19 protein-coding genes are annotated in these 14,909 nt (G+C 71.3%); 13 read left to right on the plus strand and 6 right to left on the minus strand.

Annotated elements, in window-relative coordinates:
- Together BJ964_RS35230 and BJ964_RS35235 are read right to left on the minus strand one after the other, a co-directional pair.
- A complete protein-coding gene (locus BJ964_RS35230; protein ID WP_188124673.1) occupies positions 1-1,932 on the minus strand; it encodes an ATP-binding protein in 1,932 nt (643 codons plus the stop codon).
- 226 nt (positions 1,933-2,158) lie between these two features.
- On the minus strand, positions 2,159-3,751 hold the full coding sequence (locus tag BJ964_RS35235) for a methyl-accepting chemotaxis protein (protein WP_188124674.1): 1,593 nt from the start codon (positions 3,749-3,751) through the stop codon (positions 2,159-2,161).
- A 77-nt stretch (positions 3,752-3,828) separates the two neighbouring features.
- On the opposite strand from BJ964_RS35235, the gene BJ964_RS35240 reads away from it, so the two are divergent.
- The 7 genes from BJ964_RS35240 to BJ964_RS35270 all read left to right on the plus strand — a co-directional run bounded on the left by BJ964_RS35240 (position 3,829) and on the right by BJ964_RS35270 (position 8,664).
- Positions 3,829-4,200 (plus strand): GntR family transcriptional regulator, encoded by a 372-nt coding sequence (locus BJ964_RS35240; RefSeq protein ID WP_188124675.1) that lies wholly within the window; start codon positions 3,829-3,831, stop codon positions 4,198-4,200.
- Complete coding sequence (locus BJ964_RS35245; RefSeq protein WP_188124676.1) at positions 4,197-5,060, plus strand: ATP-binding cassette domain-containing protein; 864 nt, start codon at positions 4,197-4,199, stop codon at positions 5,058-5,060. Before BJ964_RS35240 ends, BJ964_RS35245 begins: the two co-directional genes overlap by 4 nt.
- Position 5,061: 1 nt before the next feature.
- On the plus strand, positions 5,062-5,754 hold the full coding sequence (locus tag BJ964_RS35250) for a hypothetical protein (RefSeq protein ID WP_188124677.1): 693 nt from the start codon (positions 5,062-5,064) through the stop codon (positions 5,752-5,754).
- Complete coding sequence (locus BJ964_RS35255) at positions 5,754-6,566, plus strand: sugar nucleotide-binding protein (protein WP_188127358.1); 813 nt, start codon at positions 5,754-5,756, stop codon at positions 6,564-6,566. Before BJ964_RS35250 ends, BJ964_RS35255 begins: the two co-directional genes overlap by 1 nt.
- 16 nt (positions 6,567-6,582) lie before the next feature.
- Positions 6,583-6,936 (plus strand): DUF6204 family protein, encoded by a 354-nt coding sequence (locus tag BJ964_RS35260; protein ID WP_188124678.1) that lies wholly within the window; start codon positions 6,583-6,585, stop codon positions 6,934-6,936.
- A 38-nt stretch (positions 6,937-6,974) separates the two neighbouring features.
- Entirely contained in the window at positions 6,975-7,679 is a 705-nt protein-coding gene (locus BJ964_RS35265) for a Clp protease N-terminal domain-containing protein (RefSeq protein ID WP_188124679.1), read from the plus strand.
- Between the two features lie 130 nt (positions 7,680-7,809).
- Positions 7,810-8,664 carry a sigma-70 family RNA polymerase sigma factor gene (locus BJ964_RS35270; protein WP_188124680.1) on the plus strand — a complete coding sequence of 285 codons (855 nt, stop codon included), beginning with the start codon at positions 7,810-7,812 and terminating at the stop codon, positions 8,662-8,664.
- Positions 8,665-8,722: 58 nt separating this feature from the next.
- Here BJ964_RS35270 and BJ964_RS35275 read toward each other — a convergent pair whose 3' ends face one another.
- A complete protein-coding gene (locus BJ964_RS35275; protein WP_188124681.1) occupies positions 8,723-9,226 on the minus strand; it encodes a GNAT family N-acetyltransferase in 504 nt (167 codons plus the stop codon).
- A 79-nt stretch (positions 9,227-9,305) separates the two neighbouring features.
- Between BJ964_RS35275 and BJ964_RS35280 the strand changes: the two genes are divergently transcribed.
- From BJ964_RS35280 to BJ964_RS48585, 6 genes are all read left to right on the plus strand, one after another.
- Positions 9,306-9,752, plus strand: a complete 447-nt coding sequence (locus BJ964_RS35280) for a MarR family winged helix-turn-helix transcriptional regulator (protein ID WP_188124682.1) — start codon at positions 9,306-9,308, stop codon at positions 9,750-9,752.
- Positions 9,749-10,174, plus strand: a complete 426-nt coding sequence (locus BJ964_RS35285; RefSeq protein ID WP_188124683.1) for an organic hydroperoxide resistance protein — start codon at positions 9,749-9,751, stop codon at positions 10,172-10,174. Before BJ964_RS35280 ends, BJ964_RS35285 begins: the two co-directional genes overlap by 4 nt.
- A 142-nt stretch (positions 10,175-10,316) precedes the next feature.
- On the plus strand, positions 10,317-10,664 hold the full coding sequence (locus tag BJ964_RS35290; protein ID WP_188124684.1) for a YciI family protein: 348 nt from the start codon (positions 10,317-10,319) through the stop codon (positions 10,662-10,664).
- A 17-nt stretch (positions 10,665-10,681) separates the two neighbouring features.
- Positions 10,682-11,878: an RNA polymerase sigma factor gene (locus tag BJ964_RS35295; RefSeq protein WP_188124685.1), complete on the plus strand. Its 1,197-nt coding sequence runs from the start codon at positions 10,682-10,684 to the stop codon at positions 11,876-11,878.
- A gap of 5 nt (positions 11,879-11,883) precedes the next feature.
- Complete coding sequence (locus BJ964_RS35300; RefSeq protein ID WP_188124686.1) at positions 11,884-12,357, plus strand: GNAT family N-acetyltransferase; 474 nt, start codon at positions 11,884-11,886, stop codon at positions 12,355-12,357.
- Positions 12,358-12,484: 127 nt separating this feature from the next.
- Positions 12,485-12,619 (plus strand): hypothetical protein, encoded by a 135-nt coding sequence (locus tag BJ964_RS48585; RefSeq protein WP_262479404.1) that lies wholly within the window; start codon positions 12,485-12,487, stop codon positions 12,617-12,619.
- Between the two features lie 136 nt (positions 12,620-12,755).
- Here the strand turns inward: BJ964_RS48585 and BJ964_RS35305 are convergent, their stop codons facing one another.
- From BJ964_RS35305 to BJ964_RS35315, 3 genes are read right to left on the minus strand one after another with little or no spacing between them, the layout of a single operon-like run.
- Positions 12,756-12,905 (minus strand): hypothetical protein, encoded by a 150-nt coding sequence (locus BJ964_RS35305; protein ID WP_188124687.1) that lies wholly within the window; start codon positions 12,903-12,905, stop codon positions 12,756-12,758.
- Between the two features lie 12 nt (positions 12,906-12,917).
- Positions 12,918-13,865: a tyrosine-type recombinase/integrase gene (locus BJ964_RS35310; RefSeq protein ID WP_188124688.1), complete on the minus strand. Its 948-nt coding sequence runs from the start codon at positions 13,863-13,865 to the stop codon at positions 12,918-12,920.
- A gap of 59 nt (positions 13,866-13,924) precedes the next feature.
- Complete coding sequence (locus BJ964_RS35315) at positions 13,925-14,764, minus strand: ABC transporter substrate-binding protein (protein WP_188124689.1); 840 nt, start codon at positions 14,762-14,764, stop codon at positions 13,925-13,927.
- Between the last annotated feature and the right edge of the window lie 145 nt (positions 14,765-14,909).

Here is a 14,909-nt window from a genome sequence, read left to right on the forward strand (position 1 = left end):
TCAGCGCAAGGATGCCCAGGCGGCGATGGCGGCCCGGTTGGCCAGGCCGAGTTTCGCGCCGATGTTGCGGATGTGGGTGTCGACGGTACGGGCGCTGATCCGTAGCCGTGCCCCGATCCGGGCGCTGGTGAGCCCTTCGGCGACCAGGCCGGCGATCTCTCGTTCGCGGGTGGTGAGGCCGCCGCCGGGTGGGGCGGACGCGCGGCGGGAGACGGGTTCGCCCAGCGCGATGCGGATGGCGTGGTCGTGGCCCTGTTCGCCGGCGGCCGTCTCGGCGGCGGTGGTGTCCGGGCCGAGCAGCGTCTCGATGCGGTCCCGGGCCCGGGTGCGGGCGTCGTCGAGTGCCCGGATGCCGGTCAGGTCGATGCCGAGGCCGCGGTGCCGGGCGGTGGCGGCGCCGAGCAGCCAGGCGGCTCGGCCGGCCTCGTCGGTGTCGTCGCCGCGGGCCGCGATGATCCAGGCGGCGAGTTCGATGCTCCACGCCTGGCCCCACCGGTCGTCGAAGGACCGTTGCGTGTCGAGGCACGTCGTGAGCAGCCCGGCGGCGGTGTCCTGGTCGCCGTCGCGGTGGCAGGCCAGGGCGGTGGCCCACAGCGCCCAGGTCAGGGCCACCGGGGAGCCGGCCGTCTCGGCTCGTCGCCGGCAGTCGGCGGCGAGATCGCGCGCGTTCGCATCGCCGGTGAAGGCGGCGCCGATCGCGGCCAGCAGCGGGGCGGTGTGCCGGTCGCCGGCGAAGACGGCGCGGGCGGTGGCGAGCGGGTCGCCGTCGAGGTCGCGGGTGCGGCCCAACTGGGTGACGGCGACGTCGAGGAACCCGAACACGAACGGGGCGCGGGTGCGGATCAGGTCCCGGGCCAGGGTGTGGGCGTCGTGGTCGGCGCCGGTGGCGAGGCTGTGGTCGATGGCGGCGACGATGTCGGGCAGTTCGTCGCGTACGGCGGTCAGCACGCTCAGTTCCCGGGTGCCGAACCAGCTGTCGGCGGCGGCGGCCAGGGTGTCGCGGACGTGGTCGCGGTGCCGGTCGCGGGCGGCGCCGGCGGTGTCGCCGAGTTGTTCGAGGCCGTAGGCGCGCAGGGTGCGCAGCATGGTGAACCGGGCCGGGTGGGTGTCGGTGGCCGCGGTCAGCACCGACTTGTCGACCAGCCCGTCGAGGTCGCCGGGTGCGGCGGCCGCGGTGAACGGGGCGGCGAACACCGAGCAGGCGGCCCACAGTTGCCGTTCCTGCGGGGTGCACTGCCGGTGGCTGAGGTCGACGGCGGTGCGCAGGCCGGGCAGCAGGGTGAACCGGTCGGCGGTGTGTTCGGTGAGTTCGGTCAGGGACATGGTGCGGGCGCGGTCGGCGGCGAGTTTGATCGCCAGCGGCAGTCCGTCGAGTTCGGTGCAGAGCCGTTCGACGGCCGCCCGGTCGGTCAGCGCGGTCGCGGCGACGCCGCCGGCTTCGGCGAGGTCGAGGAACAACCGGACCGCGTCCGGCGGACCCAGCGGGGGTACGGGCAGTGCGTACTCGCCGTCGATGCCGAGCCGCCGGCGTCCGGTGGCCAGGATCCGCAGCCCGGGTGCGGCGCGCAGCAGCGCGGTGGTGGCGTCGGCGGCCCCGGGGATCCGGTCGCAGGAGTCCAGGATGAGGACGGTGGGCAGCCCGGCGAGGTGCGCGAAGACCGCGTCGGGGTGGGCGGTGTCGTGGTCGGGGATGCCGAGGGCGGCCGCGAGGTGTGCCCACAGTGGGGCGCCGGTGGCGAGGTCGGCGTAGCGGACGCGGCCGAGCCGGACGGCGGCGCGCAGGGCCAGCCGGCTCTTGCCGACGCCGGCGGGACCGGTCAGAGTGAGCAGCCGGGTCCGGCGCAGTCGCTCGGTCACGGCGGCGAGCAGGTCGTCGCGGCCGACGAACGGGCTCAGATCGAGCGGCAGTTCGCCGCTGTGGTCCCCGATCATCGGCGCACCATACCGGCTACTACGTAGACGCGGTGGCACCCCCTAGGTGATTGGCCAGATGCGACAGTCATCATGATCAAGCAATATGGCGTCAGCTCGCCGCGGCCGGTGCCGCCGGCCGCCCCCTTGAGTACCTGGGCCGTCCGGTACCGGCCGCGGCGCCGTGGTGAGGTGTCAAAAAGGGGCTTCCCCATTCGGGGAGGCCCCTTTTTTCGTCGAACCGGTGTCAGAACCGGAACTTCGCCACCAGCGTGCGCAGTTCCCCGGTGACCTGCCCGAGTTCCTGTACGGCCTGGTCGGACTGGTTGACCAGGTCGGTGGTGTTGCGGGCGACCGATGCCACGTTGCCGATGTTGGCGGCGATCTGGCCGGAGCCGCCGGCCGCCTCGGAGACGCTGCGGTTGATCTCGTTGGTGGTGGCGGTCTGCTCCTCCACCGCGGACGCGATCGTGGTCTGGTACTCGTTGATCTGCTCGATCACCTCGGCGACCTCGCTGATCGCGGTGACCGCGCCGGCGGTGTCGGCCTGGATGGCCTGGACCCGGCGGGCGATGTCCTCGGTGGCCCGGGCGGTCTCCTGGGCCAGGTCCTTGACCTCGCCGGCGACGACCGCGAAGCCCTTGCCGGATTCGCCGGCCCGGGCGGCCTCGATGGTGGCGTTCAGGGCCAGCAGGTTGGTCTGCTCGGCGATGCTGGTGATCGTCTTGACGACGTCGCCGATCTCCCGGCTGGAGGCGCCGAGCCGCGACACCGAGGCGGTGGTGGTCTGCACCGCGGTGACGGCGCGGGAGGCGACGATGGCGGCCTCGTTGGCGCTGGTGGAGATCTCCCGGATGGAGGCGCCCATCTCCTCGGAGCCGGCGGAGACCGTGTGCACGTTGCGTGACACCTCGTCGGCGGAGGCGGCGACCAGGTCGGCCTGCATCGACGATTCCCGGGCGCCGTCGGCGAGCTGCACGGACAGCCGGCCCATGCGCTCGTTGGTGATGGCCAGGGTGTCGGTGCCGTCGGCGAGGCCGCGCATGGCGGCGCCGATGGAGTCCAGGGCGGTGTTCATCGACCGGCTCATCTGGCCGACCTCGTCGGCGGACCGGTTGTCGAGGCGCTGGGTGAGGTCGCCGTCGGCGACCGAGGCGAGCACGTCGACGGCCTGGCCGAGCGGGCGGGTGATGCTGCGGGTGACCCACCAGGCGATCGCGGCGGCGACGGCCATGGCGGCGGCCAGCAGCAGGATCATCAGCGTCCGGAAGTCGTCGCCGATGCCGCGGGCGGTGGCGGTCTCCTGCTGGTTCATCGACTCCTCCAGGTCGATGAACACGTTGATCACGCGGAGCCATTCGGTGAAGGCCGGTTTGGCCTCGGCGTTGAGCAGGGCGACGGCCTTGGCCGTGCGGCCGGTCTCGCGCAGCTCGGTGACCTGGTCGACCAGGGGGAGGGTCTGTGCCTGGACCTCGTTGATCCCGTCGAGGGCGTCCTTCTCGGCGGGGCTGACCATCGACTCGTCGGCGAAGATGTCGTTCATCTTCGTCTCGGATTCGGCGTATTTGGCGGCCAGCTCCTCGATCTCGGTCTTCTCGGCGGCGACCTCGCCGTTCGCGGTGGCATGGACGAGGTCGCGCAGCGCGATCGCACGGTCGTGCACGCTTCCCCGGAAGTTGATGGCGTACCGCTGTTTGACGGCGTTCTGGTCGTTGATGACGGTGAGCTTGTCGTTGATCTTGTTAACTTGCACGACACCGGTCACCACCAACGCGACCGTGGTGAGCACGACGACGGAGAATCCGACTCCGAGTCGCCTTCCGATGGTCAAGTTCCTCATGACCCTCCATCGGCATGTACCGGTCGGACTTTAAGCTCTATGGTTCTTTGGTGAAGTAACCAACCGAAGGGGCTGAGATGTTCGACGATCGCAGCCCGATCTATCGGCAGATCGCCGACCAGATCAAGGACGACGTGCTGCGCGGGGTGCTCGCCGACGACCAGCAGGTGATGTCCACCAACCAGTACGCGGCCTACTACCGCATCAACCCGGCCACCGCCGCGAAGGCCTTCCAGCAGCTCGTCGACGAGGGCGTCATCTACAAGCGGCGCGGCGTCGGCATGTTCGTCTGCGCCGGAGCCCAGCGGCGGCTGCGTGACCGGCGGCGGGAGCGCTTCTTCGGCGAGGTGCTCGAGCCGATGATCGCCGAGGCCCGCGCGCTGGGCATCCCGGTCGCCGACATCGTGGCCCGCATCCACCAGCTCACCTCCCCGGGAGACGGCCGATGATCACCACCACCGACCTGTGCGTGCGCTACGGCGAGACCACCGCCCTGGACGCCCTCGACCTGGATCTGCCCGCCGGGCGCATCTACGGCCTGCTGGGCCGCAACGGCGCCGGCAAGACCACCCTGCTGTCCGCCCTCGCCGGGTTCCGCAAACCCAGCTCCGGCCGGGTGCTGCTGGACGGCGAGCCGGTCTTCGAGAACCCGCGCGCCACCTCCCGGATCTGCCTGATCCGCGAGGACGGCGGCCTCGGCGACGGCATCGACCGGCTCGGCGACATCCTCGACATGGCCCGGGCACTGCGCAAAACCCATGATCAGGGGTACGCGGCCGCGCTGCTCGACCGCTTCGGCCTGTCGCGCCGGCAGACGCTCGGCAGCCTGTCGCGTGGGCAGCGTTCGGCCTTCGGCATCGTCGTCGGCCTGGCGTCGCGTGCCCCGCTGACCATGTTCGACGAGGCCCATCTGGGCATGGACGCGCCCGGCCGGCGGATCTTCGCCGACGAGCTGCTGGCCGACTACGTGGCCCATCCGCGCACGTTCCTGCTGTCCACCCATCTGATCGAGGAGCAGAGCCCGCTGTTCGAGCAGGTGCTGATCCTGCACCGGGGCCGGTTGCTGCTGCGCGAGGACGTCGACGATCTGCGCACCCGCGGGGTGGCGGTGACCGGCCCGGCGACGCTGGTCGACGACTTCGTCACCGGCCTGACCGTGCTCGGCGAGCGCAGCCTGGGCCCGACCAAGGAGGTCACCGTCTACGGCGCGCTGGCCGAACAGGACCGCCAGGCGGCCCGCCTGCACGGTCTGCAACTGGGCCCGGTGGCCGTCCAGGACCTGTTCATCCACCTGACCGGAGGTGTCTGAGGTGAACCGCTGGCCGATCCTGCGTCATCTGCTGTCCAGTCACACCGTCGTGCTGGTGGGCTTTCTGCTCGGCGTCTACCTGCTGGTCGCCGTGATCGTGGCGGTGGCCGCGATGTTCACCGAGGTCACCGTGTCGGCGGTGGACATCACCGGCCAGGTGCTGCCGTGGCTGGCCGCCGGCTACGGCTACAGTGCCGCCGCCCTGCTGTCCACGGTGCTGACCCACGGCCGGACCCGCCGGGAGTTCCTGGCGCAGCACCCGGTCTTCCAGCTCGTGACGGCGGGCCTGCTCGCCGTCGTGGTCACCGGCGCGTACGCGGTGGAGGCGGTGGTCTACCGCGCGGCCGGCTGGGCCCGTACGTTGCAGGATCAGCGGGTGTTCGAGGCCGGCGATTACCCGATGATCCTGCTGGCGTATGTGAGCATGCTGACGGTCTGGATGATGACCGGCGCGCTGCTCGGCGGCGCCTTCTACCGGGACGAGGGCGGTGGTCTGCTGGCGCTGCTGCCGGCCGCGGTGCTGCTGAGCGTCAGCGGGGGAGCCAACGGTTTCCTCAGCCTGCCGTTCACCCGGTGGGGGCTGACCAGCGCGCCCGAGATCGCCGCGGTCACGGTCGTGGCGGTGGCGGCCGGCTGGGCGCTGCTGTGGGCGGTGCTGCGTGACGTGCCGCTGCGGGTCAGGGTGGCGGCGTGATGCGGCGGCTGCTGGTCACCGGCGCCACCGGGTCCCTCGGCCGGCGGGTGATGGCCCGTGCGGCGGCCGCCGGTTTCGATCCGGTCGGCGCGTCGCTGACGGCGTCGCCGGTGCGCCTGGACATCCGGGATCTCGCCGACGTACGGCGGGTGGTGGCGCAGGTGCGCCCGGACGCGATCGTGCACACCGCGGCCGGCCGGGACCGCAACGACTGGCCGGCCACCGCCGACGGGGCCGCCCATGTGGCGCTGGCCGCGGCCGGGATCCGGCTGGTGCACGTGTCCAGTGACGCGATCTTCTCCGGCCGGCAGGGGGAGTACGACGAGCAGGCGCTGCCCGATCCGGTGTACGCGTACGGGGCGGCCAAGGCGGCGGCCGAGACCGCGGTGCGTGCCGTCGATCCTCAGGCGGCGATCGTCCGTACCTCGATCATCCTGGGCGACGGGCGCGGCGCCCATGAGATCCTGACCCACGACCTGATCGCGGGCCGCGTGGCGGGCGCGCTGTTCACCGACGAGATCCGTAAGCCGGTGCACCTCGACGATCTGGCCGACGCGCTGCTGGAGCTGGCCGCCGGTGACTACGCCGGGGTGCTCAACGTGGCCGGGGCCGATGTGATCAGCCGCTACGACCTGGGGGTGCTGGTGGCGCGGCGCGACGGCCTGGATCCGGGCGCGATCCCGGCGGCCGGTCTCGCCGAGCTGGGCCTGCGACGGCCCGCCGACCTGCGGCTGGTCACCGACCGGGCGGAGAAACTGCTGAGCGTGCGGCTGCGCGGGGCCCGGGAATTCGTTCGAGCGGAGCTCCGGTGAGGCCGATACTGGCGCGATGAGCACCAGCCGCACGATCCGCGTCACCGTTCGCGGATCCTTCGACAACCTGTCCGACGCCCAGAAGGCCGAGCTGATCGCCGTCGGTGACCAGCACGCCGACATCCTCGCCGTGGAGTACACCGAAGACGGTCATCTCACCTACGACCTGGCCGCGCGGCCGTTCTTCTGCTTCCGGTTCGCCGAGCAGGTCGACGACGAGCGGGAGGTCGCGAAGGTGACGGCGCGTTCCGAGGCCAAGGCGGCGGCGTGGATGACCGAGCGCGGGTACGGCTTCAAGCGGATCACCTCGCAGACCGTCGACATGTCGGAGATTCCGCTCGGCAAACGCGGCCGACAGCGTCAACTTTGAGTTGACGACCGTCATGCCGTCAACCTAAGGTTGACGGCATGACGACGACGGTACGCCTCGACGACCTGATCACCGCGATCAACACCAACCACCCCGACGACCCGCTCGACCGCCTCACCGGCGCCGTCGTGCTCGGCGACTACCTCGGTGAGCTGTCCGACCACCTGATCGGCCACTTCGTCGACCAGGCCCGCCGCTCCGGCGCCTCCTGGACCGACATCGGCCGCAGCCTCGGCGTCAGCAAGCAGGCCGCCCAGAAACGGTTCGTGCCGCCCAAGGACGGCCCCGACCCGTCCGCCGGCTTCCACCGCTACACCGACCCCGCCCGCGCCGCGGTGGTCGCCTCGATGGCCCACGCCGCCCGGCTGCGCCACCCCGAGATCACCCCCGGCCACCTGGTCCTCGGCCTGCTCGACCAGCCCGGCTCGCTGGCCGCGGAGGCCGTCACCGCCCAGGGCCGCAGCCTCGACGAGGTCCGCGCCGCGGTCACCGCACCGCCCGGCGACGCCGAACCACGGCCACTGATCCCGTTCGACGCCCGCGCCCGCAAGGCGCTCGAGCTGACCTTCCGCGAGGCCCTGCGGCTGGGCCACGACCGCGTCGGCACCGGGCACATGCTGCTCGCCCTGCTCGAGGAGCAGGAACCCGAGGGCGGCCCCCTCGACCTGTTCAAGGCCGCCGTCGAGGAGGTCGTGATCGCCGGCCCCCAGGAGCCGTCGGGCGCACCCACCCCGGCGCGGTGACGGCGCGAACGCCGACTTGAGAAGAAAGTACGGGTGCACCCGAGCGGCAACCGAGAGTGCCCGCAAGCTGCACCCGTAGCAACGAAAAGTTCCCTGTGTCAGCCGGTCAGCCGACACAGGGGGATTCGAAATGACCGCCACCGCCCAGCCGAAGTCCGTCACCCGCGACCAGGAGCAGCTCATCCGCGACAACATGGCGCTGGTCGGTCACGTGGTCCGCGAGATGCTGTTCAAGGTGCCGCCGCACGTGCACCGCGACGATCTGGCCTCCGCCGGTTACGCCGCGCTGGTCACCGCCGCCCAGGCGTACGACGCCGAGCGCGGCATCCCGTTCGGCCGGTTCGCCGCGGTCCGGGTGCGCGGCGCCCTGCTCGACGAGCTGCGCAGCATGGACTGGGCCAGCCGGTCGGTACGGGCCCGGGCCCGCCGCGCCGACGTGGCACGCGAGGAGCTGACCCGGCAGCTGGGCCGTACCCCGACGCCGGAGGAGCTGGCCGAGCTGCTCGGTGTCGCGGTCGGCGAGCTGTCCAGCGTCGACGACGACGTGCAGCGTGCCGCCGTGCTGTCGTTGCAGGGTTTCACCACGGGCGCCGACGACATGGTCACCGAGACCGCGATGAACCCGGAGGAGCTGCTGCTGCACCGGGAGCGGCTGGGCTACCTGCACGACGCGGTCGCGGTCCTGCCGGAGCGGCTGCGGCGCGTGGTGGAGGCGACGTTCCTGCAGGAGCGGCCGCTGTCGGAGGTCGCCGTCGACCTGGGGGTGACCGAGTCACGGGTGTCGCAGCTGCGCACCGAGGCGCTGGCGCTGCTGCGCGACGGCTTGTCCCGGCACATGGAGCAGACCGACGCCCCGGCCGGCAGGGACGGCTGCGCGGCCCGCCGCCGGGCCGGCTACGTCGCGCAGATCGCCGCGCGCAGCACGATGAGCAGCCGGCTGTCGGCCACCGACCTGCACGGGCAGCGCCTGGCCGCCGCCGCGTGAACAGGATCCACCCGCCGGGGCCGCCGCACTGATCAGGTGCGACGGCCCCGGCGGCGCTTCAGGCCGCCGGGCGCAGCCAGACGTCTTCGAGACCGTCCTCCGGGTCCCACTGCTCACCGACCTTGCGGAAGCCGAATCCGGCGATCACCGCCCGGGAGCCGGCGTTGTCCGGCCGGATGCTGGCCCGGACCGCGGAGACCCGCGGGTCCTCGTCGGCGCGCGCCAGCAGTGCGGCGAGCATGGCCTTGGCGTGCCCGCGCCGCCGGTGGGCCGGATCGACCGAGTACGCGACCTCGACCACCCCTTCGCCGTCGGGTGGCCCGTGGAACCCGCCGTGCCCGACGACGATCCCCTCGGGTTCGGCGACGGCGGCGCGGGCGATCCAGTCGGCGGCCTCCGGATCACGGCCGATGTCGTCGAGGCGTATCTCCCAGAGCCAGCTCTCCTCGACGAGGTAGTGGCTCAGCGGGTGACCGGCCGCCGTGCTGGCGGCGTCGAGGTCTCCGGCCACCAGTGCGGTCAGCACGGTGGGGGAGAGTTTGAGGAAGCGGATGGACGACATGGCCGCATGATCACACACGGTGGTGACAGGCGGCACCATTCAGTTGTGCACAACTAAGTTGGGCACTACTGTTCCTGGCATGCGTGAGAGCACCGCCCTGGACCAGATGATCTGCTTCCAGCTCTACGCGGCCAGCCGCGCCATGACCTCCCTCTACCGCCCCCACCTCGACCCGCACGGCCTCACCTACCCCCAATACCTCGTCCTGCGCGTGCTCTGGCACGACGGCCCCACCACCGTGCGTGACCTCGGCCGCACCCTGCGCCTGGACAGCGGCACCCTCTCGCCACTGCTCAAACGCCTCGAAACCCAGGGCCACATCCGCCGCGAACGCGGCACCCACGACGAACGCACCGTCGTCATCCACCCCACCGACACCGGCCTCGCCCTCCAAGAGGCCGTCGGCGACCTCACCCAGCAACTCGTCTGCGCCACCGGGCTCACCCTCGACGAGCTCACCCAACTGCACCACCTGCTCAGCCGCGCCCGCGGCCGGGCCACCACCCCTCCGAAAGGCGAACAATGACCGCCCTCTACACCGCCTCCGCCACCGCCACCGCGACCGGCGACGGCCGCAGCGGCCACGTCCGCTCCAGCGACGGCGTCCTCGACCTCGACCTCGCCATCCCGAAGGAGCTCGGCGGCCCCGGCGGCCAGCTCACCAACCCCGAGCAGCTCTTCGCCGCCGGCTACGCCGCCTGCTTCCACAGCGCCCTCAAGCGCGTCGCCGCCAACCAGAAAATCACCCTCACCGACACCGCCATCACCGTCGACGTCGGCATCGGCCCGCTGCCCACCGGCGGCTTCGGCCTCACCGCCACCATCGAAGCCGAACTGCCCGGCCTCGACGAGACCACCGCCAAGGCCCTGCTCGACGCCGCCCACCAGCTCTGCCCCTACTCCAACGCCACCCGCGGCAACGTCGACGTCCAGATCACCCTCGCCTGACCGCCCTCTCTCCCATGCCGGGCCGCGCACCTGCGCGGCCCGGCATTTTTCCCTGCGAAATCCCGGCCCCGAATGTCGTATCCGGCCCAGCCCGTTCGTGTAGACCACGAAAGAGCCCGCACACACGACGAGGAGCCACACCATGCGCCAGTACCTGCTCGCCATGTACCAGCCCGTCGGCGACCCGCCCCCACCCGAAACCCTCGAACCGATCATGAAAGAACTCGCCACCCTCAACGACGAGATGAAAGCCACCGGCGCCTGGCTCTACACCACCGCCCTGCACCCCACCGCCACCGCCACCGTCGTCCGCGACAACAACGGCGAACCCCTGCTCACCGACGGCCCCTACGCCGAAGGCAGAGAACACCTCGGCGGCTTCACCGCCATCAACGCCCCCGACCTCGACGCCGCCCTCGCCTGGGCCGCCCGCATGGCCCGCATCACCGGCCTGCCCATCGAGGTCCGCCCCATCGCCTTCACCGGCTGAAACCCGCGGACACGGCCATGACCGACACCCTCGCAACAATCTTCACCACCGAGTACGGCCGGGCCGTGTCCGTCCTCATCCGCACCTTCGGCGACATCGACCTCGCCGAAGACGCCGTCCAGGACGCCTTCACCACCGCCCTGCACACCTGGCCCCGCGACGGCATCCCACCCAGCCCCGCCGGCTGGATCATCACCACCGCCCGCCACCACGCCATCGACCGGCTACGCCGCGACACCACCCGCCGGCACAAACACACCCAGGCCCACGAACTCTGGCCCACCGAACCCGACGACAACGCCGCAGCGGTACCCGACGACCGGCTCCGGCTCATCTTCACCTGCTGCCACCCGGCCCTCGCCCCGGCCGCCCACATCGCCCTCACCCTCAGGCTGCTCGGCGGCCTCACCACACCCGAGATCGCCCACGCCTTCCTCGTCCCGGAGACCACCATGGCCCAGCGCCTCACCCGCGCCAAAGCCAAGATCCGCGACGCCGGCATCCCCTACCGCGTCCCCGAAGACGCCGACCTGCCCGCGCGCCTTCCCGCCGTACTCCTCGCCCTGTACTTGATCTTCAACGGGGAACGCACCGCAACCGAGGCGATCCGCCTGACCCGCATCCTCGCCGACCTCATGCCCGACGAACCCGAAGTCACCGGCCTGCTCGCCCTCATGCTGCTCACCGAAGCCCGCCGCCCCGCCCGCACCACCACCGACGGCGACCTCGTCCTGCTGGCCGACCAGGACCGCACCCGCTGGAATCCCGCCATGATCGACGAAGGACACCGGCTCGTCCGCACCTGCCTACGCCGCGACCGGCCCGGCCCCTACCAACTCCAGGCCGCCATCAACGCCGTCCACACCAGCAGCGCCCCCACCGACTGGCCCCAGATCCTCACCCTCTACGACCACCTCCACACCCTCACCCCCACACCGGTCGTCGCCATCCACCGCGCCATCGCCGTCGCCGAAGTCCACGGACCCCAAGCCGGCCTCGACGCCCTCCCCGAACTCGACCGCTACCACGTCTACCACGCCACCCGCGCCCACCTGCTGCGCCAACTCGGCCACCACACCGAAGCCGCCACCGCCTACCGGCGCGCCGCCGAACTCACCACCGACCCCGCCCAGCGCCGCCACCTCACCCGGCAGGCCGCTGAACTCACCGACGGAGGCCGCAACCCCGAAGGCTCCACCGCCACGATTGACTAGCGCCCATGCCCTCGCTCATCCCGCCCACCACCCGCATGCACACAGCCTTCCTCGACTGCCGCCACGACTGGGGACCCGGCCAGCACGAAGACGGCTTCGGCATCACCGCCACCGACGACGTCGACACCCCCGACGGCTTCACCACCTGGATCCACCGCATCACCGGCGACAACCACCCCGCCACCCCACGCTGGATCACCGACGACGGCCACCTCCTCGGCGCCATCACCCTGCAACACCACCTCAACCCCAAAACCGGGCACATCGGGTACGGCGTACGCCCGGCCGCCCGCGGCCGCGGACTCGTCACCTGGGCCCTCGCCGAAACCCTCACCCTCGCCCAGAACCTCGGCCTCGACCGCGTCCTGCTGCTCTGCCTCACCGCCAACCACGCCTCAGCCCGCACCATCGAACGCAACGGCGGCACCCTCACCACCGACGACGGCCACCTCCGCCACTACTGGATCACCCTGAGGTGACCCCCGGCCGCGGCGGTGGCACTCCCACACGAGAGGCCGTGCGAGCGCGACTACCCCGGTCATAGCCGACGCCATCGTGTGCGCCTACCCGCCCTCCGATGACGGCCACGCGGGCGGCAGGAGATCAGTGGGCAGCGCCGAAGCGGCGGCACACGCCGGCGCGACGGCCGGCTGGGCCTGCCCGGCCACCGAGCTCAGCCCGGCGGGCGCGGCACAGGCGGGAGTGCCCGCCGGCTCGCGCGGCAGGGCGGAACGGTCCTGAAAACAACGGGACCGCATCACCCGTACCGGAAAGAAAGAAGCGGAAGCGAAACGCGGACATCGCCCACCGGCGCTCGCCGCGGGCCGGCAGCGCCACCTCGATACAGAAACGGGGCGCGGCCTAAGCCGCGCCCCGTTCAGTCGTCTTCCTCATCGCCGTCATCGTCATCGTCGTCGTCCTGATCGCCGCCAGGGCAACCCGTCAACGTCAGCAACGTCGCCGCGCCACCGGCCACCAACAGCACCCGCCCGAACAGAGACCGCCGGCTGAACTTCACCTCGTCCATGCCCGGATTCTGTCACACCAGCTCACCCAACACCCTATTCGTCCGGTTCGCTGCCACCGCCGCACGCTGCTGCTCCGCCGTCACCTCGATGTACGACTGCGACGTCGCCAACGACGCATGCCCCAGCAACCGCATGATCTCCGACGCGTTCGCCCCGTCCTCCGCCAACCGCGTCGCGAACGTGTGCCGCAACGCATGCAACTGCGCACCCCGCGGCACCCGGTCACTCACACCGGCCCGCCGGTAACACGACCGCACCAGATATTGCAGGCCACCCCGCCGCAACTGCTCACCACGCCGGTCCACCAGCAGGGGAGCGGTCGCACCCACCCGACCGAACCGCACCCGCCGGCTGTCCAGATAACGCCCCACCGCCGAACTCAGGCCATCCTCGATCGGCACCGTCCGCGGCCGCCCACCCTTGCCGGCCACCTCCACCCGCCGCTCACCGTCACGACCCATCACCGACCCGACCCGCAACGCCAGCATCTCCGACAGCCGCAGACCGGCGCACAACGCCAGGGCCAGCACCACCACATCGCGTTCCGGCCACGGATCGCGCTGCGACTCGTCCGTCTTGCTCACCGCACGTAACAACAGCTCCGGCGTGTCCTCACCCCGCAACGGCTTCGGCACCAGCACCGACTGCCGTGGCTTGTCCACCGCGGACATCGGATTTCCCGCCACCACCTGCTCGGTGACCAGGAATGTGAAGAACGCATTCCACGACGACCAGGCCCGCGATACCGAGGCGGGGGAGCGGGAGGCCGCGAACCGCGCGAACGCGGCCCGCAACACGCGGGGGGAGAGGTCACTCACGGTGAGGGGAGCGGGCTCGGCCAGTCGCAACACCAGATGCAGATCCCGACGGTACGCCGAGAGCGTGTGCACCGAGGGTTTGCGGGTGGCACGGGCATCCAGGAACTCGTCGATCAACTCAGGAACCGATTCGTGCTGCATAAGGCATATTATGCACGAATTATCCCTTTCCGCGACAGTGCCACCGAGCGGGGAGACCGTCAGGCGCCACCGTTGATCGCGCCGGTCTTGAGCCCACCCTCGGTGATGTTCCACTTCTTCAACAACTCGTCATAGGTGCCGTCCCGGAACAACGCGAACAACGCCGACTGGACCGCGGTCCGCAACCCGGCGCGCTCCTTGGCGACGGCGATCCCGTACGGCGCCGCCTCGATCTGCTCACCGACCACCTTGAGCTGCGGATCCTTGTTCGCCGCCACCACCGCGATCGGATAGTCGTGCAGATAGGCGTCCGCCTTGCCGGCATGCACCGCCGCCTCGCTGTCCGGCACCACCACCAGGCGCATCCGCCGGCCCGCCGGACACCGCTCGGCCTGACCGCCCGCCAGCTCCTCGTAGATCGACTCGGCCTGGACCGCCACCCGGTACCCACACAGGTCCGCCAGCGTCGTCACCGCCGCCAGATCGGCCCGCACCACGATCGACGACCCGACATTGAGGTAGTCGACGAAATCGACCTCCTCCTGCCGCTTGGCGGTATCGGTCATCGACGCCATCACCATGTCGACACCACCGCTGATCACCTGCGGACGCAGGTCCTCCCAGGCCGTCTGCACGAACTCCAGCCCCAGCCCGAGCCGGTCGGCCACCGCCGCCGCCAGGTCGACGTCGAACCCCTTCTTCTCGCCGCCCTCCACGTACTCCATCGGCTCGAACATCAGGTCGGACCCGACGGTCAGCTTGCCCGCCGCCCGGATGTCCTCCGGAACCAGCGCACGCGCGGCGGCGAGCGGGTCCTCGGCTGCGGGCGCGGCGGTCGTGCCGCATCCGGCCAACGCGAGAACGACGGCGAGGCCGGTCAGGCTGGCAAGTTTTCGCATGGGCGACTCTCCGGGTCGAGCGGACACGCGCCGGAGGACTCCGGTCGGCTGTCTCTATCGCCGGGCCGGCCCGTGATCTGAGTCTCCCGAGAGCCTCAAGCCACCCCCGCCCGCGCCGATGTCCCCGGGCGTCGGTTCGTCTCGG

The sequence above is a fragment of the Actinoplanes lobatus genome, from assembly GCF_014205215.1.
GTDB classification, from domain to species: domain Bacteria; phylum Actinomycetota; class Actinomycetes; order Mycobacteriales; family Micromonosporaceae; genus Actinoplanes; species Actinoplanes lobatus.

Excerpts from the sequence above, each read along its gene's own strand:
- BJ964_RS35230 (WP_188124673.1), bottom strand. The coding sequence starts at position 1,932 with ATGATCGGGGACCACAGCGGCGAACTGCCGCTCGATCTGAGCCCGTTC.
- BJ964_RS35235 (WP_188124674.1), bottom strand. The coding sequence starts at position 3,751 with ATGAGGAACTTGACCATCGGAAGGCGACTCGGAGTCGGATTCTCCGTC.
- BJ964_RS35240 (WP_188124675.1), top strand. The coding sequence starts at position 3,829 with ATGTTCGACGATCGCAGCCCGATCTATCGGCAGATCGCCGACCAGATC.
- BJ964_RS35245 (WP_188124676.1), top strand. The coding sequence starts at position 4,197 with ATGATCACCACCACCGACCTGTGCGTGCGCTACGGCGAGACCACCGCC.
- BJ964_RS35255 (WP_188127358.1), top strand. The coding sequence starts at position 5,754 with ATGCGGCGGCTGCTGGTCACCGGCGCCACCGGGTCCCTCGGCCGGCGG.
- BJ964_RS35260 (WP_188124678.1), top strand. The coding sequence starts at position 6,583 with ATGAGCACCAGCCGCACGATCCGCGTCACCGTTCGCGGATCCTTCGAC.
- BJ964_RS35265 (WP_188124679.1), top strand. The coding sequence starts at position 6,975 with ATGACGACGACGGTACGCCTCGACGACCTGATCACCGCGATCAACACC.
- BJ964_RS35270 (WP_188124680.1), top strand. The coding sequence starts at position 7,810 with ATGACCGCCACCGCCCAGCCGAAGTCCGTCACCCGCGACCAGGAGCAG.
- BJ964_RS35275 (WP_188124681.1), bottom strand. The coding sequence starts at position 9,226 with ATGTCGTCCATCCGCTTCCTCAAACTCTCCCCCACCGTGCTGACCGCA.
- BJ964_RS35280 (WP_188124682.1), top strand. The coding sequence starts at position 9,306 with ATGCGTGAGAGCACCGCCCTGGACCAGATGATCTGCTTCCAGCTCTAC.
- BJ964_RS35285 (WP_188124683.1), top strand. The coding sequence starts at position 9,749 with ATGACCGCCCTCTACACCGCCTCCGCCACCGCCACCGCGACCGGCGAC.
- BJ964_RS35290 (WP_188124684.1), top strand. The coding sequence starts at position 10,317 with ATGCGCCAGTACCTGCTCGCCATGTACCAGCCCGTCGGCGACCCGCCC.
- BJ964_RS35295 (WP_188124685.1), top strand. The coding sequence starts at position 10,682 with ATGACCGACACCCTCGCAACAATCTTCACCACCGAGTACGGCCGGGCC.
- BJ964_RS35300 (WP_188124686.1), top strand. The coding sequence starts at position 11,884 with ATGCCCTCGCTCATCCCGCCCACCACCCGCATGCACACAGCCTTCCTC.
- BJ964_RS35305 (WP_188124687.1), bottom strand. The coding sequence starts at position 12,905 with ATGGACGAGGTGAAGTTCAGCCGGCGGTCTCTGTTCGGGCGGGTGCTG.
- BJ964_RS35310 (WP_188124688.1), bottom strand. The coding sequence starts at position 13,865 with ATGCAGCACGAATCGGTTCCTGAGTTGATCGACGAGTTCCTGGATGCC.
- BJ964_RS35315 (WP_188124689.1), bottom strand. The coding sequence starts at position 14,764 with ATGCGAAAACTTGCCAGCCTGACCGGCCTCGCCGTCGTTCTCGCGTTG.